Genomic DNA, 22867 nt, shown 5'->3' with positions numbered 1-22867 from the left:
TATCAGGCCGGCACAGCGACTACATATACCCTGTCCTGCATCCCCTGCGGGAAATAGTGTGCATCAAACCACATGGCATCGAACTGCCCGTAGTTTGCGTACGTGATGCCGTCCACCCGGTCATCGTGGCAGTCCACGGAATCGGCAAAGATGATGACATCGTCCCAGACCGTCTCCGTTCCCCGTGTGTCGTACCCGACAACAACAACCCAGTGGCCGCCCCAGTCTATCCACTCAACGATCGTCGGGATACCGGCCTTGAGGTTGGAAAGGAGCATGTCCCGGCTTCCCCCGGTATGCCATGTGGCGTTCCACCCGTTCCGGTTGAACCACGCGGTCATCTGTTCCGGGTTGATGCCGGTCTTTTCCGAGACTTCCGGGTACATTTCGTGGGCAAGCAGGACCTCGCCTTCATCCGTGTTGTTGACCGGTTTGTTGTAATAGGACATCACGGTCATTGCTGCAACCGCCCCGCAGCTGTAGTTGGTCACCTGCTGGCGGATACTCTTTAAGGGAATGGCCGTGAGGTGGTCATTTGTCTCCAGCGAATCAAAATCGATGCCGGTATAGTACTGTGGTAGCGGGAGCCGGCTGTCAAGCCCGTAGGTTATCCTGCCGGTATCGCGGCTGTCCTCTCCGGTTGCCGAGAGGGTTGCGGCAAGCAGGATACCACCAGCAACAAAAAAAAGACCGATGAACAGGATAGGATCGGGTCGCTTCATGCGGGATTCTCACCTGTCAGTATATCGCCTGCGGTTATTAAGATCGCGTTTCACAAGGCCCTGCACAACAGCAGTTCTCCTGCCAGTCCCTATGCAGCACCGGAGAGTATTTGAGTTCCGGTGAAAAACATTCAGGTGATCGTATCATGAAGTTCAAGGGAAGCAAGACCGAGAAGAACCTGCTCGCGGCATTTGCCGGCGAGTCGCAGGCACGGAACCGCTACAGTTTCTTTGCCAGCGTTGCACGGAAGGAAGGATACGAACAGATTGCAGCAATCTTTGAGGACACTGCGGCAAACGAGCGGGAGCACGCGAAACTCTTCTTCAAGCAGCTCAAGGGTGGCGAGGTCACCATCACCGCAGGCTATCCCGCCGGTGTGATCGGGACAACAAAGGAGAACCTGAAGGCCGCAGCTGATGGAGAGAAGATGGAATGGGGTACGCTCTACCCGGACTTCTCCGCAACCGCAAAGAAGGAGGGCTTCCCCGAGATTGCCCGCCTCTTTGCCAATGTCGCAAAGGTCGAGGCCCACCACGAGGCCCGGTACCGGAAGCTGTACGAGAATGTGATGAAAGGCAAAGTCTTCAAGTCAGCGTCATCAACCCAGTGGCACTGCCGGAACTGCGGCCATGTCATGAGCGGGAAGAGCGCCCCCGCCAAGTGCCCGGTCTGCGACCACCCGCAGGCGCATTTCGAGCTGCTGGCGGAGAATTACTGAACTCTTTTTTTTATTGCGGCCCTGCGAAGAGAGTGCCTCCGGGGCTATCGTTGAATTTATCCATGCTGTTCGATCTTCAACAAATTTACGGTCGTGAAAGGTTCAGCATATTCTTGACGATACTTTCATACACATTGAGCATGCGATCGGGAAAGTAATGCCGGGAAATCGTTCCTTCTTTTCTCTGTTCAATGATCCGGTCATGCAGCAGAAAATGGATATGCCAGCTCACCGAGGGTCCGGATATCCCCACCCGAGTACTGATCTCGTTACGGGATATGCCGGGATTCTGTGCAATAACCTCCAGGATCTTTCTGTCGCTCTGGTGTTTCAGGTGCAGGATCATTGCCCGCTCCTCGTGGGAAAATTTTCCCGAGTTTTCGAAAAAGCCCGTGGTGTTTTTACATTCAGAGGAAGTGATCTTTCCGAAATTTTTCAGGAGATTGAGATGATAGATCATATTCCGGTAGGTGAATCCTGTCGAGCGCTCGATCTCCGCCAGCCCGGCACCAGGATTTTCTTTGACACACCGGAAAATTTTTTCACGGGATGAATTCTGGAAGAGGTTCTTCTGAGAGATGCGCCTGAAACCCGCAATGAGGGGAGGATGGGCGGCAGAGATGTACTTCACTGCATAGATTATCCCCGGTGTTGCAGCAGTAATTCCCAGAACAACCAGAATCCATGCAGGGAGATCGGCAATACTGATGGGATCCGGTGAAGGATCGTTGAGAAGCACGGTATCCAAAGAATGCTGGGTAAAGTAGAGCTCGCTGTACTCCGGGTAAATCCCATATGCCGGCCCGACCACATACCCACCGGTTTCCATTGCTGCGACAGGAGCAATTATGAGAACGATCAGGAGCGGGATAATAAGACATTGCGTTTTTTCCTTCATCCAAATCCCTCGTTCAGACCACCAGCAGCATGAACTGCTGCGTACCGTTGACCTTATCCCCTTCAACAACTGCATACCAGTCACCCGGCGCTATGCCCTCCGGGCGTGAAACCTGAAGGTAAATCCTGCCGTTTACCATCCCGTCGCTGTCATCATAGAACGGCCCCATCATCCCATCCGGGGCAAAGAGGGTAAGCTTGAGGGAATTCTGCCGGTCCTGCCAGAAGAGGTCGCAGGTAAACCGGTCAAGACGCTCCGGCATCTGGCGGTGAAAGGATCTCTGCCCGCCCTGTTCCACGGACTGGTCCATGTACCCGACAATCCGGCATCCGCTCCTGTCCAGGACTGCATTATCAATTCCCATCTCACGTTTCTGGGAGAGGTTCAGGTTTTTTATATTCAGCGGCCGTGATTCTTCCCACACATTGGCGCCGTATGGGCATTCCGAATTGTTGTCCGTCCCCCACGGGTGCCGGCTGCCCCAGTAGTAGGGCTGGCTCCAGACTTCCTCGAGTAATGCCGAATCAACATTTTCCCGGGTCTTTTCGTAATTTTCTTTTGTATAGGCAATCCGAGCCACATCGCCTATCGTGATGTTTTCTCCCCAGTGTTCGTCCAGCCACTTCTGGCCCTCTTCAGTGTACATTCCCGAGTTTTCGAAAGCGGCTGCTCCCGGAATCAGGATGAGGGATAGCACCAAAGCTCCATAGATCAGGGAATTCCTGTTCATCTGCCTCCCGCCCTCATTCTCATTGTTGTATAATTCATGACTAATCCAGTGTTCCGATTATCGAGATAAATAGATTATTCCAAAACCCTCTACACAGATCTCTTGTTAGGATCAACCAAATGGATCATGCGGTGTGCCAGACGGGTTACAGACAGGGAGTGTTCCCCATCTCACCCGGATAACGACGGAGAATTTTTATAATGGATATATGTAGATTATTTTTGAATAAAACATATTTAATAATATAACTCAGCCTCTGGTTGTTTAGGCTTGGGGAACAGGATTCTTCCCATATTCCCAATCCCGCTCAGACCTAGACACAAGGCCCGGCCGGTCCGGAGATGAGATCGGCCGGGGCGGAAGTGAAACACCATGAATGGATCTCTGAAACTATCGATACTGGCAGGACTGATGGTCCTGTTGGTACTAGTCGTTCCTTCCGTGAGCGCCTTTGAAATCTCAGGTATGTACACGGAGGAAGGACAGAAATGGCTGAATGAACACTGGGGTGAGGATATTACGCTCGGGCAGCTCGAACAGATTGCTTATTCCAAGGAAGACCTTGCGAAAATCGAGGCAAACGTTGATTCAAAACTGCTTGAGAAAGTACGGAGCCAGCCTTATTTCTGGGGAGAGCGCTATCCTCCCAGGGAAGTAACGCCAGGTTCCAAGATCTTTGATGAGAACAACCAGCTTGTCGAGGATCCGGATGGATCGATACTTGCCGGGATCCTGAGCGGTAACAGTAAAGCCCCGCTCTCTGGTATCATTGCCGATGCGGCGGCGGTTGGGTTCGATGGGGCCTATATTACCCATTCCGGCAGCGGAAAGGTATATGGGGCAGCCCATGTTGATTCATTGAGTGTTGAATCAAAGCTCTATGGTGACGGGAACTGGCTGCAAACAGCATACAAAGTAAAGTATGACTACGATAATCCCTCTCCCTACGTAACATTAACTGCGTCCGGCATCCGAACCCCGGTACATGATACCCTGTACCAGTCACAGACCGTTGCACAATCTACCAACCCAACCCACAGTGCAAGCACCTGGTCTTTTTCATACTATTACTCATGAAGAAGATATCCCCCCTTTTTTTGGAATGATCGTATGAGACTTTCTGGTTTTTTTATCACAATCCTCTTCGCATGTATCGTAATTATCGTTCCATGTCAGGCAGCATCCCCGGACATTCAGATATCACAACAGGTTCCCGAAACGATTGCGGGGTATATATCCACTGATGGCACTTTCATCCTGTTTCAGTCCGAAAAAATGGGTCCGGAGATTTTGGTATATACAGCTGAAGGAATCCTTTCTGAGAAAATTCCCCTGTCAACAGAGACAAGTAAACTTGATGCTCTTGCAATCTCAGGTGGACGTATATATTATTCTGAGTATCGGTCTTCCGAGCCGGCATACTGGCGAAACGAAACCGTTTATGAATTTTCCCTTACTACGGGGAAAAAACGGACAATCTATGCCACCACTGCCCCCCAGCAGAGAATCACGAGAATCGCATCTGATGGTGATCATGTGGTATTACGAACGGGAAGCAACGAGCAGTTCATTATCCTGCATACCCTCTCCAACAACTCAAACCGGCTCATCTTTACATCCAGGGATTCGATCCATGATCTCGATATCAGCGGCGATCATATCGTATGGGGGTGTGAGCGGGGCGATCGGGAACCCGGACGGGAGATTCATGTCTATACAATCTCGACCGGAACTGATTACATCATTCCTGAGAGTAAATCGGATAAAACCTACGGTACAGTCGATATTTCCGGCAACAGAGTCACATGGACAATGGCATTACATGCCCCATACTGGGAGGAGGATGGGAAATACCACGGGATGAGAGGAAGTGATATCAGGATTATTGATTTGGACACCAACATTACCCAATCTGTTGAAAAAAATGAGGGATATTCGAAATCTTTCATATCCGGTAAAAATGTTGTTTATATGAAAAGACCTGCTAGTGACAGCAATGAGATTGTCCCTGCAACAATCCGGTATTATAATGTCCTGACCGGAACGGCAAGTGACTTGAAAAACCATGTCCTGAACATTGATGATTTTAAAGGGGATCTGGTCATCTGGGATGGGGAACCCCGATTGTCGTTCTTTGCGACCACGCTCAACGGCACGCTTCCTACGGATGTATCTTCAGAAATTACGCAGAGTACTACACCCATTCCAAGTGTTGTTCCACAAAAATCCTCTACACCCGACAGCCCGGTCGATCCTGTCGTGATCGTTTCGGCACTAATGTGCGGAGTCGCGGGATATGCATTGTTGAAAAAGAGTGAATGACGGGCAATTTTTTTTGTGCAATGTGGGGAAGTCTCTTAACCGCACGGGCATGTGTAGACAGTTCAGGAATAAAACGTTTAAAGCACACCGGAAAATCAAGCACCATGAAAATATCCATTCATCACCCGGTCATTCACATTGTCCTTGTTTTATCAGCCATCATCGGGATGATTCCTGTACCCTGCACCGCTGCATCGTCAGACACACTCATATCTCAGAAGGGATCGATGATGGACTGGACTGATGCCCATATCGATGACAACCTCATCGCAACCTACGTGAGTAGTTCCAGTCCTCCGGCAATCGGGGTGCATCACGCCGATGGAACTTTTTACAAGAGCATCCCCCTCACCAATGATGCAACGGAACTCGAATCCCTGGAAATTTCTGACGGCAGTGTTTATTACACGGAATATGACACATCTGCCACTATGAACTGGCGGAATGAAACCGTCTATGAATATAATCTTGCGACCGGGAAAAAACAGGTGATCTATGTAACCAATGGGCCTATGCAACGGGTCACGAAGATCGTTGCTGACGGGGATCATGTCGTGATGCGGGGCGGTGTGGATGACCGGAAGCTCATTCTCTATACACGGTCCACGGGTTCCCACCAGATCATCATCACGTCTCATAATAATATCCACGGCCTCGCCATTGACGGTGACCGGATCCTGTGGGGATGCGAACGGGTCGACCGTGAGCCCGGTCGGGAGATCCATATTTACACGATTTCCACCGGGGGGGATTATATTATTCCGGAAAGCAAATCAATCCGGACTTATGGGTATGGTGACATCTCCGGGGATAACGTCGCATGGGTCATAAGTGCTAAAGAGCCGAATTATATCAACGGTATACCAGTAAGGAGCGCCGAATCCTATGATATGCGTCTGACAAATCTTATATCCGGGAAGACCCGGTCTGTCGAGACCTCACAAACTGCACCGATAGAGGTTCCATTCATTTCCGGAAATACCATGGTCTGGGTAAAAAAGCCGGGAGTTGATTATAATAACACAGATACCGGGACCATCCGTACTTACGATATTACATCCGGTACATTCAGCAATGTTACATCTGGGGTGGCATCGATCTCCGATTTCAGTAACGGACTGATTGTAAGGCATAAACTCAAACCGATGTCTTTCTGGGTGACATCCGTTACCGGAAATCCTGCTGCAACGCTCCCTTCAACTGCCGCTGTCACGACAACAGGCAAGGGATTGCCCGGCTCACAGAACACACCCGTACCGGAAAGCCCGGTCGGGGCAATCGTGATTATCCTGGCAGTGTCTGTGGGGATCCTGACCAATATCCTCATGAAAAGAAACCGAGCCCGCCAGATATAATGGGATAATGGATTTCTTTTTTAGGTTCCAGCTACGATGATACTATCTGCCGGTACTCTAGAAATCTTCACTTAATCCATCCCAACCGGGCCCACCGCTCGTACTCTTCCGTACGCATATCCCGGTTCTCAACAACGATATCCTTGAAAAATTCCCGGTTGTCCGCGATCTCCGCTTCCTGCTTCGCATTGGAGAATCCATTCGTGATCGCATCCACCAGTTTCCGGCCGCCGAGCGCCCGGGCATCCGCTTCTTTTGCCTCTACAGCAAAAGAGTCCCCACCGGTTGCCACGCTGATCCCACCTACGGAGACAACTGCGAGATAATTCAGGACATGGTTCTGGTAGGCAACAACCTCATCGCCACCGGACGTGTGCGTGCTCACAACCGAACACCCGTACTTTCCTGCGAGGACCTGGTAATGAATCGCGTCAGCGAGCCGGTCAAAGAAAATTTTCATCTGGCCGGAGACGTTGTCGATGTACACGGGAGAGGCAAAGACAATCCCGTCCGCCTCCTTCATACGCTCTACGAGTGCCGGCATGTCGTCATCGAATACGCAGATGCCGTTGAACAAACACCCCTCGCAGGCTGTACAGGGAGTAATCTTCAGGTCGCAGAGATCGATCATCTCCGTTTCTGCACCGGCTTCCGCAGCTCCGTCAAGGACATACTGGGCAAGCTGGCGTGTTGTGCTCCGGAGGGTACGGGGGCTTCCGTTGATGGCAAGGATCTTCATGAGATTTCCTAATCTCCGGTTGGCTGCCGGAAATTATATGCGTACGGCCGGATGCCGATGAAAAAATATTTTGAAAAAAAAGTTCCGGAATAAAAAATTATTTTCTCAGAAATTTTTCGAGCCGGTCGCCGATGAATGTGCCCGCGATCATCAGGATGACAAAGACAAGGATCACAAGAATGGTCCCGAAGGCCCCCAGGAAGTCAAAGCTCAGGCTCGTGCTGCCCGGCGCAAGGAACAGCGAGATGAGGACGGCGAGGACGCCGATGATAATCCCGAGGACAGCACCGTTCCGGAGGATCCCCCAATAGTCTTCCTTTCCCTTGTGAAAAAATCCGAATGCGATACCGATCAGGAATGTCAGCAGTTCGAGCCACATAACAAAATCACCCGGGTTGATGATGCCAATATCCTACCCCCAACGGGAAATAGGTTCCGGATTATTCTGTTCCGGGCAGGAAGATGGGTGTCTTCCTCCTCATGCGGGCTGGATTTACCGTCGGTGAAATGAAAATCCCTGCACAAACGCAGCCGGGCGGGCACAAATGCGGGATATGGCCAATCCACCCCCCTGTTTTTTCTGGCCATCGGGCGCCCGCCATTTTGCAGGTTGAAAAGAGGCAAAAATCAACGCAATTTTGAAACGAAACTCAGAACAAGGTTTTTTCCATCGGCGTGGACCGCATTTCCACTCCACGAAAAAGTGCCCTTCGTCCTTTTGCCAATCCGGGCGTATTACGGGGTTTTTGGAGAGACTCTTTTCCCGGGGAGTGCCAATGGCAGTGTTCCCTCAGGGGATCTGGTTGTTCCGAAAAAGGATCAGGGTCCGGTAGACGGGTACGCAGTCCGCGACCAGATAAAAAAGGCGATGCAGGCAGCCGCAAGCGGGACTGCGACACAGACAGGTGCTGACTGCGAGGGAGCAGGCGACCGCTGATGAGTGGCTTCCCGGGGGAGGTTTTCCTGGCCTGTCACAGGAGCCGGCTGTGTCGTCGCCAGGGATTCCTCCATCGTATCGATCACGAACAGGTGGACGTACCCTTCTTGCAGGGATTTCCCTTCTGAACGATAATACAGAAGCCGGTTCTCCTTGAGATCCAGTAATGTCAAGGGCCGTGTTCCCTGGAGGAACAATTCACGTTCACCGGTGTTGATCCGATAGATCGCGATGGTCCGGGACTTCTCCCGTGTCCTGTCATGGACATCATACTGTGTCCATGCAACATAATTACCGGCAATGTAAGGCATACTTGCCAGCGTCAGGAGATTATCGCCACTGATGCGCTGTTCTGTTTTGGATGTCAGGTTATAGAGATAGATTGCAGGTTTTCCTTCGCGGAGATCTTCCCAGACAACATACTCCCCTGAAATCCGGGGATAATGCTGGAGGTCGCGGGCCGTGCAGAGAGGGATCTCCTCATTCCTGTCAAGATCGAAAAGATAAATATCCCCGCCGCCAGGTTCGTTGCGCTCATCCGACCAGACAATATGGGATCCGTCCGCAGAAAGCGTGCCGATTTTTCCGGGGCCGGAGAAAACGAGCTGGCGATTCTGGCTTGTCAGGTTGAGGAGGGCGATTTCAGATCGTGTTGACGGATAGACCTGATCGCCGATCCAGATGATGCGGTCACTCGTGATGATTGGGTTCCGGTTCTGCCGATAAAGACGGGGGTCGCCCCTGCTTTCATCCGTGGTGAGAGATTTTTCTTTTCCGGTTGTCCGGTCGTACAGGAAGATCATGGAGTTTTCACTCCAGACAACGCGGCCCTCTTCGGCACTGAAGGGTGTATCGAACATGTACTGGTGGTCAGAGGAGGGGGAGGTCGCAATAACCTGCGTTTCCCCATCGGACACGTTCATCATCCGGATGATGCTGGAAATATTCTTCGGAGGTGCTTGTTTCAATCTGTAGGTCATCCATACAATCCAGTTCTGATCAAAGACAAATCCCTTTGAATAGGTGAAATAGGGATCCCCGGATTCATCTTCGATGATATACGGCGAATGGATAAGGACGTCGGTACCAGACATGTTTGCGGTGACGGGGATGGCCAACAGGAAAAAGGAGAGCAGAATTACCCACGTATGCAACAATATTTTCATGGAATTCTTCCGTGATTAATAAATTATCAGCATTATGTAGTCCAGAGAAAAAAAGTTAGGGGATGGTGATTGAGCCGGTATGATCAGAATCTTCATAACCGGGCGTGATGGTATAGCCCCATGCATGAACATGATAACTACCATCATCTGGCCAGAAGTACATCTTGTCTCCAGTATCAACCGAACCTGCTGAGTTGGCAGAGGCAGAGGTTGAATCTACCTGTGAGTCTGCGGCATTCACTAAAAATGCCTCAACGTAGATATAACTGGCAATTCCTGAGGATAACCGTGCTTTCCCTCCATAAATGATTCGGGTGCTGCTGTATTTTTGTATGCGTCCGGTTACCGTCAGGGAGACCAGTTTCGACAGTTCTGAAATTTTATTCTCACCTGTCTCATCAGGCCAGATCATCTTCCGCTGGTTCATCTCCTTCTTCACATCATCCGATACACCAACGAGATGCTCCGGGTGAACTTTCTCCATGTACTCACCGATAGTAATATCCGATCCCCAGAGTTCGTTGATGAGCTTTATCTGCTCCGGTGTTGCATGGGAGATAAGGGGCGCGGAAGTGCCTGCCTCTGCCGCACTGACGACCGGCAGGGCACCGATACAGAGTATGCTTAAAACAATAAGCAATGCTAGTTGCCGATATAATCCTTTTACCATTCTTTCACCTGAAAGCACGTTCGTATTCTGCATGATTGCATGCGAACCGTGTTTCCAACCCGTGGATACGATGACTGCCACCTTAAAATTTCTGTGACGAAATTTTACCAAATATAATAAATATGTTGTTTTGAAAATGGTGGTTGATGGTACGCCTCATAGTACTACTCCGGATCCTCCGGCAGGCAGCATGGTACGGGTTCATCTTTCTCATTGCCCTCATCTGTATCTACGCCTCCCTGAATACCATCACGCTCCTCCTCTGGGGAGATCCTTCCGTGCATGGGGTGCCGCGGATGTTCCATCCTCCGGAGATCATGGTGCTCCATTACGTGGGAATGGTCTCCCCGGCACTGGCAAAGGTCATCGTCACGATCCTTTTCGGGGGCCTGGGCTTCTTTCTCTGGTTCAGGTTCCGCGGGATAACCAGGAAGACACTGCTCGACCACCCCCTGCGGGAACGGATCGCGGAGTTCATCCGCTCCCGTCCCGGGTGCCATTTCAGTTCCCTTGCACGGGAACTCGACATTAACCGCGGCACGCTTTCCTATCACCTCGGCCTGCTCACCTCCTTTCATGTCGTGCAGGAAACAAAAGACGGCGGCCTGACCCGTTATTATATGCACAAGACCGGAATCCCGGAACTCGAACAGAAGATCCTGACACACCGGAATAACGCCCTTCGCAGTCACATCCTTTCCCTGCTGGAAAAAGAAGAGGCCATGCCAAGGACGGAGCTGAAAAAAAGTTTGAATGTCTCGGGCCCCGCGCTCTGGTACCACATGCAGATGCTGGTGGAAGACGGGATCGTGCTTGCCGAACAGGACCGGGAGAAGACCGGCAGGCCCGTGCAGTATTCGCTCACCGGGGATGCCGGGAAAATTATCAGGAATGGCGGGGAAGCCCGTGCCGCTACGGAATTCCCCGCACCAGTGCAGGATCCGGTGAACGGTTTACAGCCTGGCAAAGAGCCCGGAATTCATGAGTGAAAACAGGGTGGGTGCAGAAATCTGCTGGCCTGTTGCTGCCCCCGCATCCGGGACAACGAACAGCGCTGTGTTGCTCCCGCACCACGTCTCCTTATCCCAGCCAACCGTGATAACATATTCCCCGGGCGGGAGCCGCACCGGGTCGAGGCTGTAGTGCCACGTGTTCCAGGAACTGTGCTTCCCCGGCTCCATCCCGTCCGCGGGGGTAATGGCCGGGATGGTATCGGTGAAGACCTCCTTTCCGGACGCAGCATCCCGGATCCGTGCGATCAGGACATTCTCCGGTGCCATGTTGGTGGTCCCGGAAAATACCATCCTGCGGGGATCGCTGCCGTTCAGGATCAGCCGGCCGGTCACCGGATCTCTTTCCTGATCGAAATGAAGGGAAGGGAGCTCAACAAAGAAGTACTCCACCCGGAAGACATCGTCAACCCCCGCCCTCCCCGATGCCGCCATGAGGATTTCAATCTCGGGATCCACCCACGGTTTCAGGTCGGTTGCCGTACCAAGGTCGGCAACCGCAGTGACGCGGTCTGTGACCGTGATGTTCCCGGAGGTGGAGATACGGGTACCGATCTCGTACTGCCCGTTTTCGCCCGGGTCCTGGATCACGAAAGCATACTGGCCGGCGGAGAAGTTCCGGGTCTCTTCCGGTCCAACGGTAATAGAGAAGTCCCCTCGATTATCAGGGTTTGCCGTAAAAGTATGGAAATAGTGCCGGCCAAACACAAGAAGGGTAACGGATCCGTTTGTCGCGCCGGTCCCGCGGATCGTAAACGCGTCCCCTTCTGCAATCGTCTGCGGACAGCTGGACTCAAACGATGTCTCTGCCATGACCGGTACTGCGATGAGGACTGCCAGTACAAGGGCTGCACCAACGCGTACAGCCCTGACACCTGCTGTTGAAGATTTCATTTCAAGATTCTCCTGATGTCAGGTACGTCTGCGGTCTGCATTTAAACTATTTCTGTGCCAATATTTTATCATTCCAATAATCGCCCGGGTCAAAGGGTGCAGGATCAGTGCTCGTGCCGGTAATACAGGTCCAGCAATGTCCCGTTCCGTGCATCGATCCATCCATTTCCCGGGCTCGGATATTGTTGTGCCCGGATCGTCTCGTCATCGAACTGCACCTCCCAGGCAAGCGGGACACTGCCAGGCCCGGGCGTTACCTTGTCCGGGTTGTGGAAGTCCCTCCACCGGAGTTCGGCCGAAATAATCCGGAGGCCGTCAGCCGAGGCCGGGTAGATCTTCTCCGCGTCCTTCCGTACGGTCGCTGTCGCAGTATTCTTTGAGATGACCGGTTCTGCCGGTAGTGCCACGGCATCCTCCGGGAGGGTCCACGATTTCCTATATTCGACAACATTCCCTGCAACGGAATCAACTGTGACAACGATCCCGTCGCTGGCGCAGGGGACCCCGTGGATGACGCGTTTGTACACAAACACGTATTTCCCGGCAATGTCCTCACCGGGCATCCCCAGCGGGTCCAGCCGGGCATCGACAAGGGTAAGCGGGAGTTCGCCGTTGCGTTCCCGGACCTCCCGGTCCGCCGTTTTTTGTGCAGCATCCATCGGGACAGATGGCGTGGCGGGCCGGCCCAGGCGCTTGATCCCGATGAAATATGAGATCAGTTCGCCCGTGTCCGCATCGAGACCGCCCTGGACAAGCTTTTCCTCGTCCTTCATCAGGTCAAAGGACCATCCCCGCAGGTACTGCGACCCGTCGTTAAACCGGATCCTGACCCGGTCTGCGGAAAGTTCCGGGAATGCCCCGCGGGCCTTTGCCTTTGCCTGTTTGATCGTGATCCCTGCCTTGTCCTGCAGGGGGGTGTAGGGATCGCCGGTCTCCGCATCGATGAAGAATGTCGCGTTCGTCTTGCGGGAGTGCGTGCTATCCGGCACCAAAGAGAATTCGTACAGGAGTTTCCCGGGATACCGGTCTGTGAGGGTGATACCGGCAATAGAATACCCGTGGGTTTCCCCTTCATCCAGAAGGGCCGTTGCCTCCTCCTTCGAAATGACAGCTTCCGGCATGGCCGTTGCCGTGATCGCGACTGCCGGGGTTGCTGCGACTGCTGTCGCCCGGGTACCCACAACAGGTTCATGGGGTGGAGGGGTGGATGCACCTTTCCCCGCAAACTGCTCCGCAAGAACAATCGAGACGCCAATCATCACAATAACGACCGCAAAAATCAGAACTGCATTTTTTCTCTGTTTCATACAATCTCCAACTGCCGGGACCTTATCGATCCGTTCAGGTACCGGGGCTGATTAGGAAGTACTGGGTACAGGCTTAAACGAATTCTGTGACAAAAGTTTACCAATCGCGGACGGGTCAGTGGCACTGCCGGGAGCCGCTAACGGAGGTATCCGGCAAGCATGAGCCCGGCAAGTCCGAGTATGATCAGAACGATTACAGCGATCATGATCTTCAGGTACGGGATCCCGGTTTCCGCCTTCTTCGCAACGCCGCGACGGGCGTCCGTGGCAATTCCGCCGGTTGCCCTCACGCCGCTGCCCCTGCTGTAACTCATGCCCACGGCCGGCCGGGGTTTCCTGTTCCAGCTGCCGATGCCCGTGCAGTTGTGGTTGGGAGGGAGCCGGCAGTCAGAACAGAACTTCCCGCCACAGTGCTGGCAGGTGAACGGGAGGGTTGTCTCGTTCCCGCAGTGGTCGCAGCGCGTCATCGATCTTTCTTTGCACCGCTCTGGATAAAGAGTTCCCGTTCCTGCCATGCGAGAACCCCATCGCTTATCCGTTTCCGCGCCGGATACTAATGCATGGGGCAGTATGCTGTTGGCGATGTCCTCCTCGCGGCGGTCGCACTGGATGATCGTACCCCTCCAAAGACCCGGCCGGTCATTGTCATTGGAACTGAAGAGTCCGGCCTAATCCGCATCTGCCCGGTCAGCAGCAAGCCTCCTTCCGATGCACCCTGCCTGCCGCTCTCTATCAATGATTTTGCCACCGGAGGGCTCGACCTCTTTTCCGAGAGTTATATCATGACTTCAAGGGTACTCACGCTCCGGAGCGGGGACATCATCGGTAAGAAGGGCAGGCTGAACGGGGAGGCGCTCGCGGAGATTACCGGATTACTGCCAACAGTCATGTTCCCGGGCATGTCACCAGTAAGAGCAGCACGTTCCGGCAATTCGCGGAAAAAGCGTTGAACGGCAGACAGTTTCCTCCTGCCAGGATGGGAAGCGGTGCATCAGCATCCTTATCTTCCGGTGCGATAACGATGGTTGGATGGATATCAGGGATGCAATCCGGAAGATGGAGGCCGAAGTGGGAAGGATCTCGCCCGTCCAGAAGTTCCTGCTCGGGACGGACGGCTCGGTCACCCAGATTCTCGAGTCAATCACCGGAAAAACAGTTGTCATAAAAACACTTGTGCAGGAGATCGTCCCGGCGGATCGCACTGCCGCAGATCACCTGAGCATTGCCGAGGGCGACCCGGTCAATTTCCGGGTCGTAGAGATAAAGACTGAGGAGAACGGCGAGGTGCTGATCTACGCGGTGTCCCATACGCCCGTGAACCGCCTCTCACCAGAGTTCAAAGACGACCTGATGAAAGCCGACATTCCCATTGGGAAGATCATCCGGCAGCACCATATTGAGGCCCGCAGGGAGATCCTCAATGCCCGGGTCCTCCCCGCATCGGAAGAGGCAGGCAGGGTCTTTGCCATCTGCAAACATGAGCCGCTCCTCTCGCGGCAGTACCAGATCATCCACAGCGGCAAGCCACTCATCTTCATCGAAGAGCAGTTCCCCTACAACCGCTTCCTTGATACCCGGCGGATTGTTGTCAGCACCCCGTCGCGGGTCCATGTCTCGCTCATCGACATGCACGGCGGTTCGGGACGGGTGGACGGTGGCATCGGCATCACACTGGACGAGCCCGGCGTCCTCCTTGAAGCGGAACTCTCGCCGGTTCTTTCCGTGACCGGATGTGACCCGGTCATGCAGGAGCGGATCCGGGAAGTGGCAGCGGATGTGCTGCAGAAACTCGCGCTTGGCGGGAGCATTGCCATCACGGTCAGGAAACACTATCCGGCCCACGTCGGCCTCGGGTGCGGGTCGCAGCTCTCGCTTGCCGTGGCAAAAGCGGTTGCAGAACTCCACGACCGTCACCTCACGACCTTCGAGCTCGCCCGGCTCACGGGAAGGGGCGGAACCTCCGGTATCGGCACTGCTGCATTCGACCAGGGTGGGTTCATTATCGATGGAGGGCACCGGTTCGGGGCCGGTGGCGAGAAGACCGACTTCCGCCCGTCATCTGCATCGCGGGGCGTCAGCCCCCCGCCGGTGATCGCCCGTCACGAGTTTCCGGAGGACTGGAAGGTCCTGCTCGCAATCCCGTCGGTCCCGGCCGGGGCAAGCGGGGGCCACGAAGCAGATATCTTCCGGACAAGGTGTCCCGTCCCGCTCGATAACGTCCGGGCTCTCTCGCACGAAGTGCTGATGCGGATGCTACCAGGGATTGCCGGCCATGACCTCGATCTCTTCGGGTCAGCCATCAATAATGTCCAGGGCCTCGGGTTCAAGAAAGTCGAGCTTAGCATCCAGCCGCCGACCGTGACCGGCCTTTTGCCGGTTCTCCGCGAAGCCGGGGCTGCCGGTGCCGGGATGAGCTCGTTCGGGCCGACTGTCTATGCAATCGGGGATACAGGCATGAAATCACTAGAGAGGGCGGCCCGGTCATTCATGGACGAGTCCCTCGGTGGAACAACAATCATTACTGCCGCACGGAACAGCGGGGCGGCTGTGCGGATTGTATAACGCGGGAGAAAACATCGCGTTCGTTTCTTATTTGCCTATCTTTAATAGCATCTCCTCAAGCGAGGGATACCGTGACTCAATCTTTTCGACCCTCCCGCCGGCTTCCGTTATCGTGGCAGTGCACTCGTTGAGATCCTTCATCTCCTCCGCTTCGCAGACAAAGAAGCCCTCTTCCTGCCGGTACGTCTTGGAATGCCCGACCAGCTTTGCCGGATCATCAATGGAGAAGAAGATCGTGTACGTGAGGGATCCAAACTGGTCGCGGAGTTCCTTCATCGTGCCGAACGCAACGACCTTTCCCCGCCGGAGGATCATCACCTTGTCGCAGATCGCCTCGACCTGGTACAGGTTGTGGGCCGAGAGGACGATCGTCTTCTTGTCCTGCCGGAGCCGGCGGAGGTAATCCGCGATGAAGCGCGACGTCATCGGGTCGAGACCGCTTGTTGCCTCATCATAGACGAGGAAGCCCGGGTTGTGGATGAGCGACCGGGCTATGGCGGCCTTTCGTTTCATGCCCTTGCTGAATTCACCGATCTTCTTGCCATTAGGCTCGAGCGAGAGGGCGGCAAAAAGCTGGCTGGACCGGACTTTGATCTCCTGCGGGGAGAGCCCGTAGATCTCCCCGAAAAATGCAAGATAGTTCTCGGCGGTCATCGTCTCGTACAGCCGGGATTCCTCGGGAAGGTACCCGAGGTTCTGCTTCAGGGCAAGGGGATCTTTGACCACGTCGATGTCATTGACAACAAGCTCGCCCGAAGTCGGGGTGATGAGGCCGGAGATGATCTTCAGGAGCGTTGTCTTGCCTGCCCCGTTGTGGCCGATGATTCCGAAGATCTCGCCGTCTTCAAACGAAAAACTGACATTGTCGAGCGCCAAAAAACCGTCGAAGTCCTTCGTGAGGTTGCGGGCTGTGATCATGGAAGTCGCCTTTCGATCAGACTTGTGTTGTTCTGGTGATATAGATTGGGATGCCGGCACCTGTCATCATGGAGAACTACATATAGAAACCCGGTATTACACTCAACTATCGTTGTCTGCTACCTGCCCTTTTCACCATGGTGATGATGCAGGAGAGATCCAGGGAAGACATGATGGGCACGCTTGCCGATATCACGACCATCGCGCGATGGGAAGTAAAGAAATCCTTCTCCATGATGAGCAGGGACGTCCTCCCGCTCGCAATCGTCCTCTTTGTCCTGCTCGTGGCTGTCACCGGCTTCTCTGCCCAGAGCGGCCTTCATCTCCAGGACGGGATGTACCGGATCGGTGTTGACGATCCGACGATGGCACAGATCCTTTCAGGAGATGCACGGTTCACGGTCTTCCAGCTCGCCGAGAGAGACCTGATCGCCCAGCGGGGTGATTTCGATATTCTTGTCATCAACGGCTACGCGTATACAGGAGCAGGCAGCCGGTCGGTTGCTGCACGCAAAACCCTCGAGCGCGACTACGCGAAATACGTGAACAGCGTGTACAACCGCGAAGAGGACCTCTTTGCTGCGTACCCGCTCTGGATCGACACGCAGAGCGTGAAGAGCGAACTCAGTTTCCTTGCCACCCAGAGCGGCCAGTACGTCAGCGCCGCGCCGGTACGGGCTGCGCCGGTGCCGGAGGGGCCGGTGGAGCAGGTGGAAACGCCGTCGCCGACCCTCTCTGTCACCAAAGAGGAACTCCGCGGACAGCTGGTCCAGTCCAATGCTGAAAATACCCAGATCTCGCGATACACAGAAACGCTTTCATCGTCAACCGTCACGATGGGCACGTTCAAGACCCCGTCCCAGCTCTCGCCCCCGCTCCCGTTCGACTCCATCATTCTCGTCTTCGTCTTCATCTTCCCGCTCTATTTCACGAGCCAGTTCTTCATGATGAGTATTATGAACGAGCGGATCGAGCGGAAGGGAGAGATCCTCCTCTCGGCACCGGTAAAGACCGTATCCATTATCATCGGGAAGATGCTCCCTTACCTCCTGGGCATGCTTGCGATCTGTGCTGCTCTCACGCTCTGGATCCAGGCTTCTCCGCTGATCATCCTTCCGCTTGTCCCGGTGATCTTCTTTTTCCTTGCAAACGCGCTCCTCATCGGGATGCTCTCGCGGAGCTTCAAGGAGCTCTCGTTTATCTCGATCTTCTTCTCAACGGTCGCCACCTCGTACCTCTTCTTCCCGAGCATCTTTGCCAATGTCCACGTCATCAGCCTCATCTCGCCCCTGACACTCATCGTCCTCACCCTCCAGGGAACCCCGTGGACTGTCACCGATTACCTGTACTCGACCTCGCTCTTCTGGCTCACAAGCGCAGTCCTCTTCTATATTGCGGCAAAAAACTTCAAGGAGGAGCGGCTCTTCTCGGAGAAAGGGCTCGTGACACGGATGAGGGAGTTCCTCTCGGAGATCCTCTCACGGAAGCACCCGTTCCTCTCGCTCTTCCTCCTCACGGGGTTCTCTATCCCGTTCGTCTTCATGGTCCAGATGATGTGTCTTGTCCTCTTCTTCAACCTCCCGATGCCGGCTTCGCTTGTCTTCCTCCTGCTCTTTGCCGCGCTGATTGAAGAGACAGCAAAAGGAATCGGGATCTACACCCTGTACAATAGGGACCCCGGGTTTTTGACGTGGAAGAACCTCATCCTTGCCAGCGGGGCAACTGCCATAGGGTTCCTTGTCGGGGAGAAACTCCTCCTCTTCGTCACCCTTGCCCAGATCTCGGACTCGGTATTCGGCAGCATCCTCTTCCTCTCCCTCGGTTCGCTCTGGCTCCCGCTCCTCCTCCACTTCGCAGGAGTCTTGATCGTTGCCTGCTTCATAAAAAAATGGGGGGCAAAAGGATTTGTCCCGGGCCTTGCCCTCGCCATGGTTGTCCACTGTCTCTATAACCTCTATTTCATCCTGGGGTGGTTGTTATGAAGGCAAAGCACCTGTCTATCATTGCAAAGAAAGAGTTCCGCGGTCTCCTCTCAGAGCGGACGATCCTTTTAGCTATCCTGCTCCAGCTCTTCGTTGCCCTCTTCTCCTCGTTCCTGATGGTTGGGCTTACCTCGATGTACGATCCCACGTCGCTCTCAAAGTACTCCCGGTTCAAGTACAATATCGGCTACGCGGGGGATGAATCGGACCTGTCCCGCTATCTCTATGCCAGCCCGGACTTCCGGGTCTTCCAGATGGACCTCTCGACCGGGGTGACGGCCCTGAAGGAACGGAAACTTGCCGCCGTTATATGGGTTCCGGACACGGCCCCGGATGCCGATGATCCGATCAAGATCACGCTCTACACCCTGCAAAACGATCTCCAGAGTGCCATCGTGGATGTCAAGCTCAAGGATATCTTCCTGCGATACGAGAAGGACCTGCGGGAGGTCAGGGTAGATCGGCTGAACGAACAACCGCTGCCGCTCCGGTTTCCCCCGGCATCCGGGGGAGGTGACTTCTACGAATTCGTGTACGGGCTTTTGATCCCGCTCCTGGTCTTCATGCCGGCGATCATCGCCTCAGCGCTCGTCATCGACCTGATTACTGAAGAATACCAGCACGACACGCTGGAGACACTGGTCTCGACACCGGTCACGTTCTCCGAGATGGTCTGGGGGAAAGTCCTTGCCTGCGAGGTCCTCGTCCCCGCCCAGGCAGCAGTCTGGCTGGTGCTCCTTATGATCAACGGTATCGCGATCGAGAATGCCGGCCTGATCCTGCTGCACGTTACCATAAGTTCCTTTGTCCTGGTCCTTCTGGGTGCATTGACTGCCCTCCATTACCGCGAACGGACCGCTGCCCAGTTCATCTTCTCAACAGCGCTTGTTGTCGTGATCCTTTTTGCCCTCTCCCTGCCGGCAAACCCGATGAACCTCCTGACACGGCTCGCGGTGGGCACGGCAGGTACAGAACAATGGGCGGTACTGGCGGCTGTCCTTGCGGTTGCCGCCCTGCTCGGGTATGCAACACAGAAGTACGCGGAGCGGATCAGCAGGATCAGCTACACTGGTTGAATTCAGGTACAAACGAGAAATACGAAAAAAGGTGTTCGGGGATTTACCCGGTTTTTTCAAGAGAGGTCAGAGACGGTTGACCTGCAGTTCCTTGTCAATGACCTTGTAAGTCTGGCCTACGCTCGTGATATAGACCTCGACACGGTCGCTGCCCCATGTGCCCTTGATGATGATCTCATCGCCCCTTCTCGGCTGCCGCTGGTTGTCGTTCATGTATTGTTCAATAACCTGCCCGTCCGACAGTGTAGCCTTCAGGAAGATATTCTGGACACTCACCTCGCCCTTGCCGCCATTGTACAGGAGGTGAATCGTGTAATCCGGGCGCTCCTTTGTGAGCTGCACATCGACATACTGTTCGGGGGGCAGGGTCTGCACGGGCAGGAAAGCTCCCGACGTGGGGGAGGGGATATCGGGCGATACCGTCACCGCGGGGGAAGGTGTGGCTGTACCACTGTTCATCAACACACCTGTCGGGCTCGTACAGCCGGCGGCGAGAGCACAGAGTACGACCCCGGCAAGGACTATCAGGATCCGGGCAATCTTCATGCAGATCCCTTGCATGTGCTCGTATTACTGATTTGTGCCGGAAACGGTGCGGCAGGTCACGAATTCGCGAAGCGGGCCAGAATCCGGAAAAGAACGATACATTAAAAAGGACTCCTGATGAAGTTTACTTATCAGGAGTCTATCGAATGTTCTGTCCGAAATGTGGAAAAGAGACGGATGCCTCCGGAAAATTCTGCCAGTGGTGCGGAGCCGATATCGAGTCGGTCCAGTCGCAACCGGTCGCCACCCCTGCGCCGGAAGAGGACGAAAGGCCCGATGTCGGCGTGTATGCCGGCCTTGGGAGGCGTCTTGTTGCTTTCATCGTAGATCTCATCCTCATCCTGCTCATCGACCTTGTCGTAGCCGGTGCACTGGGCCTCTTCCGGGGTTTTCAGAACCTCTTCTTCTATGCCGTGCAGCGTATCCCCGTTGAACAACTGACGGTCGAAGGCACAACAGCTGCCCTGTTCGGGTCGATCATTGCGGCTTACGGTATCACCCTTATCGTCGTCCCCTGGGCCTACTATGCAGGATTTGAATCCTCCCGAAGCCAGGCAACACCGGGCAAGGTGCTGATGAAACTGGTAGTGACAGACCTTGAGGGGAACAAGCCGAGCTTTGCCCGCACAACACTCCGGTTCTTCTGGAAGTACATCTCTGCCCTGATCATCTTCATCGGCTTCATCATGATCGCGTTCACAAGGAAGCACCAGGGACTCCATGACATCCTCTCGGGATGCCTCGTGCTCCTGCAGCAGGATTCCCAATAACCCGATATTATTCTCTTTTTTCGTGCTTTCCGACAGTCCGGGTTAACCGGCTTACGTGTCTGCCTGCAAAACGGGAATTGGTCGTTTGTCAGGAGATCCGGGCTCTTTCCCGGACAGCCGAATTCACTTGTACCACAATTTCAGGCCGAGCAGAACAAGGATCAGGGAGAACGTGATCACGTTGGCAGCGATGATAGGCAAAGATCCGACCCAGGTCCCGTACAGGGTCCAGAGGATCACGCCAACAGCGAAGAGGACGAGCATGGCAAGCGAGAGGTCGCGGGTCTCCCTCATCTTCCAGGCCTTGACCACCTGCGGCACGAACGAGAGAGTGGTGAGGGCCCCGGCAACGTAACCGACAATGACAATGGTGTCCATGATATGTCTCTCAATGAATTCACTGGACAACAATTTATACTGGTCGTGTCCCGTTCATTCCTGTAATCATGATACTGCAGGTTCGGGAGAGTACTGGTCAGCAGCAACCAGCCACCCCTTTCCTTCTTTCGCCAGGAAGAACATGTCCTGGCCCCGCAGGATCTGCCGCACGCCGCCCAGCATAACATCAATCGTGAAAAAATATGTTACCACACTGCACCGCCCGCCGGCAAATATCTCCACCTTATGATCGGACTCCTGCCAGGAATGGATCGTTGCAGCCAGGGCGAATCCTCTCCAGCCGGCGACATACGCATCCCTGCCTTCAAGCCGTCCGGGTTCCGACGGTACAATAGCAACTGCATTCTCGTGGATATACTGACGGAATTCTGCTTCATGCCATCCGGTTGTCCAGGCCCTGTTCATTGCCCTTATCGTTGCGAGAATATCTGTCGTGATCTTTATGGTATCCATTTCCTGTCTCCATCAGGATCGTGTCTGGACGAGGAGATAAACAGGGAGCATGCACGGGGCGAAAATGGCCTGAGGTGATTGTTACGCGGATTTACCAGGGAATGTCTTTGTTACCAGGCGGCTCACCTCTTCCAGCCACGCTTTCCGCTGGGCATCCGTACTGGTCACCACGACCCCGAACATCCGGCGGTGGACAACCGGGACGCCGCAGAATGTTAGGACGCAGTCCTTCCAGAGCCGTTCGAGTGGGTCCCCGAAGACCTCAATCTCCCGCTGCCGGGGGGTGTTGGATGTGTTGAAGACAATGGCGGTTTTCGCTTTCAGGAGCCCTGCGGGAATCCCTTCACCGGAATCGGTCTCCGCGAACTGGTAGGCAACTCCCGGGCGGAGAACACGGTCAATCCAGCCTTTCAGGATCGCAGGGGGCATCCCCCACCAGTCAGGATGGACGATGATGATCCCGTCGGCAGTAGTAATCTCTGAGCAATGCTGTACGATATCATCGGGAAGTTGTACATCACGGGGGGTCTCTTCAGACAGGAGAAGAGGGTCGAACGCTTCCGCATAGAGATCATGGACGGAGACACTATGACCGGCTTCATGAAGCACACGCGCTGCTGTCGAGGCGATAGCATGATTGAAACTTCCCGGACGGGGATGTGCGAGGATAAGGGAGATTTTCATGGCGTTCA

Annotated in this window: 25 protein-coding genes; 10 read left to right on the top strand and 15 right to left on the bottom strand. The window is 54.3% G+C overall.

The annotated features are described in order from the left end of the window. Positions 1–2: 2 nt before the first annotated feature. Complete coding sequence (locus tag PHF39_RS07665) at positions 3–722, bottom strand: C39 family peptidase (RefSeq protein WP_300222531.1); 720 nt, start codon at positions 720–722, stop codon at positions 3–5. A 146-nt stretch (positions 723–868) separates the two neighbouring features. Between PHF39_RS07665 and rbr the strand changes: the two genes are divergently transcribed. Continuing rightward, positions 869–1441: a rubrerythrin gene (gene rbr / locus PHF39_RS07660; protein WP_300222528.1), complete on the top strand. Its 573-nt coding sequence runs from the start codon at positions 869–871 to the stop codon at positions 1439–1441. Positions 1442–1526: 85 nt separating this feature from the next. Here rbr and PHF39_RS07655 read toward each other — a convergent pair whose 3' ends face one another. Both PHF39_RS07655 and PHF39_RS07650 read right to left on the bottom strand, forming a co-directional pair. Then, on the bottom strand, positions 1527–2339 hold the full coding sequence (locus tag PHF39_RS07655) for a winged helix-turn-helix transcriptional regulator (RefSeq protein ID WP_300222525.1): 813 nt from the start codon (positions 2337–2339) through the stop codon (positions 1527–1529). Positions 2340–2352: 13 nt separating this feature from the next. Beyond that, positions 2353–3069: a hypothetical protein gene (locus PHF39_RS07650; protein WP_300222522.1), complete on the bottom strand. Its 717-nt coding sequence runs from the start codon at positions 3067–3069 to the stop codon at positions 2353–2355. Between the two features lie 372 nt (positions 3070–3441). On the opposite strand from PHF39_RS07650, the gene PHF39_RS07645 reads away from it, so the two are divergent. From PHF39_RS07645 to PHF39_RS07635, 3 genes are all read left to right on the top strand, one after another. Further along, the gene (locus PHF39_RS07645; protein WP_300222517.1) at positions 3442–4146 is read left to right on the top strand and encodes a hypothetical protein; all 705 of its coding nucleotides are present in this window, start codon (positions 3442–3444) and stop codon (positions 4144–4146) included. 33 nt (positions 4147–4179) lie between these two features. Further along, entirely contained in the window at positions 4180–5391 is a 1212-nt protein-coding gene (locus PHF39_RS07640) for a hypothetical protein (RefSeq protein WP_300222514.1), read from the top strand. 104 nt (positions 5392–5495) lie between these two features. After that, positions 5496–6746, top strand: a complete 1251-nt coding sequence (locus PHF39_RS07635; RefSeq protein ID WP_300222511.1) for a hypothetical protein — start codon at positions 5496–5498, stop codon at positions 6744–6746. A 67-nt stretch (positions 6747–6813) separates the two neighbouring features. Here the strand turns inward: PHF39_RS07635 and PHF39_RS07630 are convergent, their stop codons facing one another. The 4 genes from PHF39_RS07630 to PHF39_RS07615 form a co-directional block, all read right to left on the bottom strand. Next, a complete protein-coding gene (locus PHF39_RS07630; RefSeq protein WP_300222508.1) occupies positions 6814–7485 on the bottom strand; it encodes a flavodoxin family protein in 672 nt (223 codons plus the stop codon). 97 nt (positions 7486–7582) lie between these two features. After that, complete coding sequence (locus PHF39_RS07625) at positions 7583–7864, bottom strand: hypothetical protein (RefSeq protein ID WP_300222505.1); 282 nt, start codon at positions 7862–7864, stop codon at positions 7583–7585. A 440-nt stretch (positions 7865–8304) separates the two neighbouring features. After that, positions 8305–9516 (bottom strand): hypothetical protein, encoded by a 1212-nt coding sequence (locus PHF39_RS07620; protein ID WP_300222502.1) that lies wholly within the window; start codon positions 9514–9516, stop codon positions 8305–8307. Positions 9517–9643: 127 nt separating this feature from the next. Beyond that, positions 9644–10339, bottom strand: a complete 696-nt coding sequence (locus PHF39_RS07615; protein ID WP_300222498.1) for a hypothetical protein — start codon at positions 10337–10339, stop codon at positions 9644–9646. A 65-nt stretch (positions 10340–10404) separates the two neighbouring features. On the opposite strand from PHF39_RS07615, the gene PHF39_RS07610 reads away from it, so the two are divergent. Next, the gene (locus PHF39_RS07610) at positions 10405–11247 is read left to right on the top strand and encodes a winged helix-turn-helix transcriptional regulator (RefSeq protein WP_300222495.1); all 843 of its coding nucleotides are present in this window, start codon (positions 10405–10407) and stop codon (positions 11245–11247) included. Here PHF39_RS07610 and PHF39_RS07605 read toward each other — a convergent pair. From PHF39_RS07605 to PHF39_RS07595, 3 genes are all read right to left on the bottom strand, one after another. Further along, entirely contained in the window at positions 11212–12162 is a 951-nt protein-coding gene (locus tag PHF39_RS07605) for a hypothetical protein (RefSeq protein WP_300222493.1), read from the bottom strand. The two genes, PHF39_RS07610 and PHF39_RS07605, sit on opposite strands and share 36 nt — an antisense overlap. 104 nt (positions 12163–12266) lie before the next feature. Next, a complete protein-coding gene (locus PHF39_RS07600; protein WP_300222492.1) occupies positions 12267–13469 on the bottom strand; it encodes a YcdB/YcdC domain-containing protein in 1203 nt (400 codons plus the stop codon). A 137-nt stretch (positions 13470–13606) separates the two neighbouring features. Further along, positions 13607–13936, bottom strand: a complete 330-nt coding sequence (locus tag PHF39_RS07595) for an AN1-type zinc finger protein (protein ID WP_300222490.1) — start codon at positions 13934–13936, stop codon at positions 13607–13609. Between the two features lie 93 nt (positions 13937–14029). On the opposite strand from PHF39_RS07595, the gene PHF39_RS07590 reads away from it, so the two are divergent. Next, complete coding sequence (locus tag PHF39_RS07590; RefSeq protein ID WP_300222488.1) at positions 14030–14419, top strand: type II toxin-antitoxin system PemK/MazF family toxin; 390 nt, start codon at positions 14030–14032, stop codon at positions 14417–14419. A gap of 79 nt (positions 14420–14498) precedes the next feature. After that, a complete protein-coding gene (locus tag PHF39_RS07585) occupies positions 14499–16031 on the top strand; it encodes a beta-ribofuranosylaminobenzene 5'-phosphate synthase (RefSeq protein WP_300222484.1) in 1533 nt (510 codons plus the stop codon). A gap of 27 nt (positions 16032–16058) precedes the next feature. On the opposite strand, the gene PHF39_RS07580 is transcribed toward PHF39_RS07585, so the two are convergent. Continuing rightward, a complete protein-coding gene (locus PHF39_RS07580) occupies positions 16059–16949 on the bottom strand; it encodes an ABC transporter ATP-binding protein (protein ID WP_300222481.1) in 891 nt (296 codons plus the stop codon). Positions 16950–17122: 173 nt separating this feature from the next. Here PHF39_RS07580 and PHF39_RS07575 point away from each other — a divergent pair, with 173 nt between their 5' ends. Continuing rightward, positions 17123–18931, top strand: a complete 1809-nt coding sequence (locus tag PHF39_RS07575; RefSeq protein ID WP_300222608.1) for an ABC transporter permease — start codon at positions 17123–17125, stop codon at positions 18929–18931. Continuing rightward, positions 18928–20007: an ABC transporter permease gene (locus PHF39_RS07570; protein WP_300222478.1), complete on the top strand. Its 1080-nt coding sequence runs from the start codon at positions 18928–18930 to the stop codon at positions 20005–20007. The genes PHF39_RS07575 and PHF39_RS07570 overlap by 4 nt, the downstream gene beginning before the upstream one ends. A 66-nt stretch (positions 20008–20073) precedes the next feature. Here PHF39_RS07570 and PHF39_RS07565 read toward each other — a convergent pair whose 3' ends face one another. Beyond that, positions 20074–20553 (bottom strand): hypothetical protein, encoded by a 480-nt coding sequence (locus PHF39_RS07565; protein ID WP_300222475.1) that lies wholly within the window; start codon positions 20551–20553, stop codon positions 20074–20076. 146 nt (positions 20554–20699) lie between these two features. On the opposite strand from PHF39_RS07565, the gene PHF39_RS07560 reads away from it, so the two are divergent. Further along, positions 20700–21323 carry an RDD family protein gene (locus tag PHF39_RS07560; protein ID WP_300222472.1) on the top strand — a complete coding sequence of 208 codons (624 nt, stop codon included), beginning with the start codon at positions 20700–20702 and terminating at the stop codon, positions 21321–21323. Positions 21324–21446: 123 nt separating this feature from the next. Here the strand turns inward: PHF39_RS07560 and PHF39_RS07555 are convergent, their stop codons facing one another. The 3 genes from PHF39_RS07555 to PHF39_RS07545 form a co-directional block, all read right to left on the bottom strand. Continuing rightward, complete coding sequence (locus tag PHF39_RS07555) at positions 21447–21701, bottom strand: SemiSWEET transporter (RefSeq protein WP_300222469.1); 255 nt, start codon at positions 21699–21701, stop codon at positions 21447–21449. A 66-nt stretch (positions 21702–21767) separates the two neighbouring features. Next, on the bottom strand, positions 21768–22175 hold the full coding sequence (locus tag PHF39_RS07550) for a nuclear transport factor 2 family protein (protein ID WP_300222466.1): 408 nt from the start codon (positions 22173–22175) through the stop codon (positions 21768–21770). Between the two features lie 81 nt (positions 22176–22256). Next, the gene (locus tag PHF39_RS07545; protein ID WP_300222463.1) at positions 22257–22859 is read right to left on the bottom strand and encodes an NAD(P)H-dependent oxidoreductase; all 603 of its coding nucleotides are present in this window, start codon (positions 22857–22859) and stop codon (positions 22257–22259) included. Positions 22860–22867 lie beyond the last annotated feature (8 nt).

This window comes from Methanoregula sp. (genome assembly GCF_028712425.1).
Lineage (GTDB): Archaea > Halobacteriota > Methanomicrobia > Methanomicrobiales > Methanospirillaceae > Methanoregula.
This window is presented reverse-complemented; position numbering and strand designations above follow the sequence as displayed.

Excerpts from the sequence above, each read along its gene's own strand:
- PHF39_RS07665 (WP_300222531.1), bottom strand. The coding sequence starts at position 722 with ATGAAGCGACCCGATCCTATCCTGTTCATCGGTCTTTTTTTTGTTGCT.
- rbr (WP_300222528.1), top strand. The coding sequence starts at position 869 with ATGAAGTTCAAGGGAAGCAAGACCGAGAAGAACCTGCTCGCGGCATTT.
- PHF39_RS07655 (WP_300222525.1), bottom strand. The coding sequence starts at position 2,339 with ATGAAGGAAAAAACGCAATGTCTTATTATCCCGCTCCTGATCGTTCTC.
- PHF39_RS07650 (WP_300222522.1), bottom strand. The coding sequence starts at position 3,069 with ATGAACAGGAATTCCCTGATCTATGGAGCTTTGGTGCTATCCCTCATC.
- PHF39_RS07645 (WP_300222517.1), top strand. The coding sequence starts at position 3,442 with ATGAATGGATCTCTGAAACTATCGATACTGGCAGGACTGATGGTCCTG.
- PHF39_RS07640 (WP_300222514.1), top strand. The coding sequence starts at position 4,180 with ATGAGACTTTCTGGTTTTTTTATCACAATCCTCTTCGCATGTATCGTA.
- PHF39_RS07635 (WP_300222511.1), top strand. The coding sequence starts at position 5,496 with ATGAAAATATCCATTCATCACCCGGTCATTCACATTGTCCTTGTTTTA.
- PHF39_RS07630 (WP_300222508.1), bottom strand. The coding sequence starts at position 7,485 with ATGAAGATCCTTGCCATCAACGGAAGCCCCCGTACCCTCCGGAGCACA.
- PHF39_RS07625 (WP_300222505.1), bottom strand. The coding sequence starts at position 7,864 with ATGTGGCTCGAACTGCTGACATTCCTGATCGGTATCGCATTCGGATTT.
- PHF39_RS07620 (WP_300222502.1), bottom strand. The coding sequence starts at position 9,516 with ATGTCTGGTACCGACGTCCTTATCCATTCGCCGTATATCATCGAAGAT.
- PHF39_RS07610 (WP_300222495.1), top strand. The coding sequence starts at position 10,405 with ATGGTACGCCTCATAGTACTACTCCGGATCCTCCGGCAGGCAGCATGG.
- PHF39_RS07605 (WP_300222493.1), bottom strand. The coding sequence starts at position 12,162 with ATGAAATCTTCAACAGCAGGTGTCAGGGCTGTACGCGTTGGTGCAGCC.
- PHF39_RS07600 (WP_300222492.1), bottom strand. The coding sequence starts at position 13,469 with ATGAAACAGAGAAAAAATGCAGTTCTGATTTTTGCGGTCGTTATTGTG.
- PHF39_RS07595 (WP_300222490.1), bottom strand. The coding sequence starts at position 13,936 with ATGACGCGCTGCGACCACTGCGGGAACGAGACAACCCTCCCGTTCACC.
- PHF39_RS07590 (WP_300222488.1), top strand. The coding sequence starts at position 14,030 with ATGGGGCAGTATGCTGTTGGCGATGTCCTCCTCGCGGCGGTCGCACTG.
- PHF39_RS07585 (WP_300222484.1), top strand. The coding sequence starts at position 14,499 with ATGGATATCAGGGATGCAATCCGGAAGATGGAGGCCGAAGTGGGAAGG.
- PHF39_RS07580 (WP_300222481.1), bottom strand. The coding sequence starts at position 16,949 with ATGATCACAGCCCGCAACCTCACGAAGGACTTCGACGGTTTTTTGGCG.
- PHF39_RS07575 (WP_300222608.1), top strand. The coding sequence starts at position 17,123 with ATGGGCACGCTTGCCGATATCACGACCATCGCGCGATGGGAAGTAAAG.
- PHF39_RS07570 (WP_300222478.1), top strand. The coding sequence starts at position 18,928 with ATGAAGGCAAAGCACCTGTCTATCATTGCAAAGAAAGAGTTCCGCGGT.
- PHF39_RS07565 (WP_300222475.1), bottom strand. The coding sequence starts at position 20,553 with ATGAAGATTGCCCGGATCCTGATAGTCCTTGCCGGGGTCGTACTCTGT.
- PHF39_RS07560 (WP_300222472.1), top strand. The coding sequence starts at position 20,700 with ATGTTCTGTCCGAAATGTGGAAAAGAGACGGATGCCTCCGGAAAATTC.
- PHF39_RS07555 (WP_300222469.1), bottom strand. The coding sequence starts at position 21,701 with ATGGACACCATTGTCATTGTCGGTTACGTTGCCGGGGCCCTCACCACT.
- PHF39_RS07550 (WP_300222466.1), bottom strand. The coding sequence starts at position 22,175 with ATGGATACCATAAAGATCACGACAGATATTCTCGCAACGATAAGGGCA.
- PHF39_RS07545 (WP_300222463.1), bottom strand. The coding sequence starts at position 22,859 with ATGAAAATCTCCCTTATCCTCGCACATCCCCGTCCGGGAAGTTTCAAT.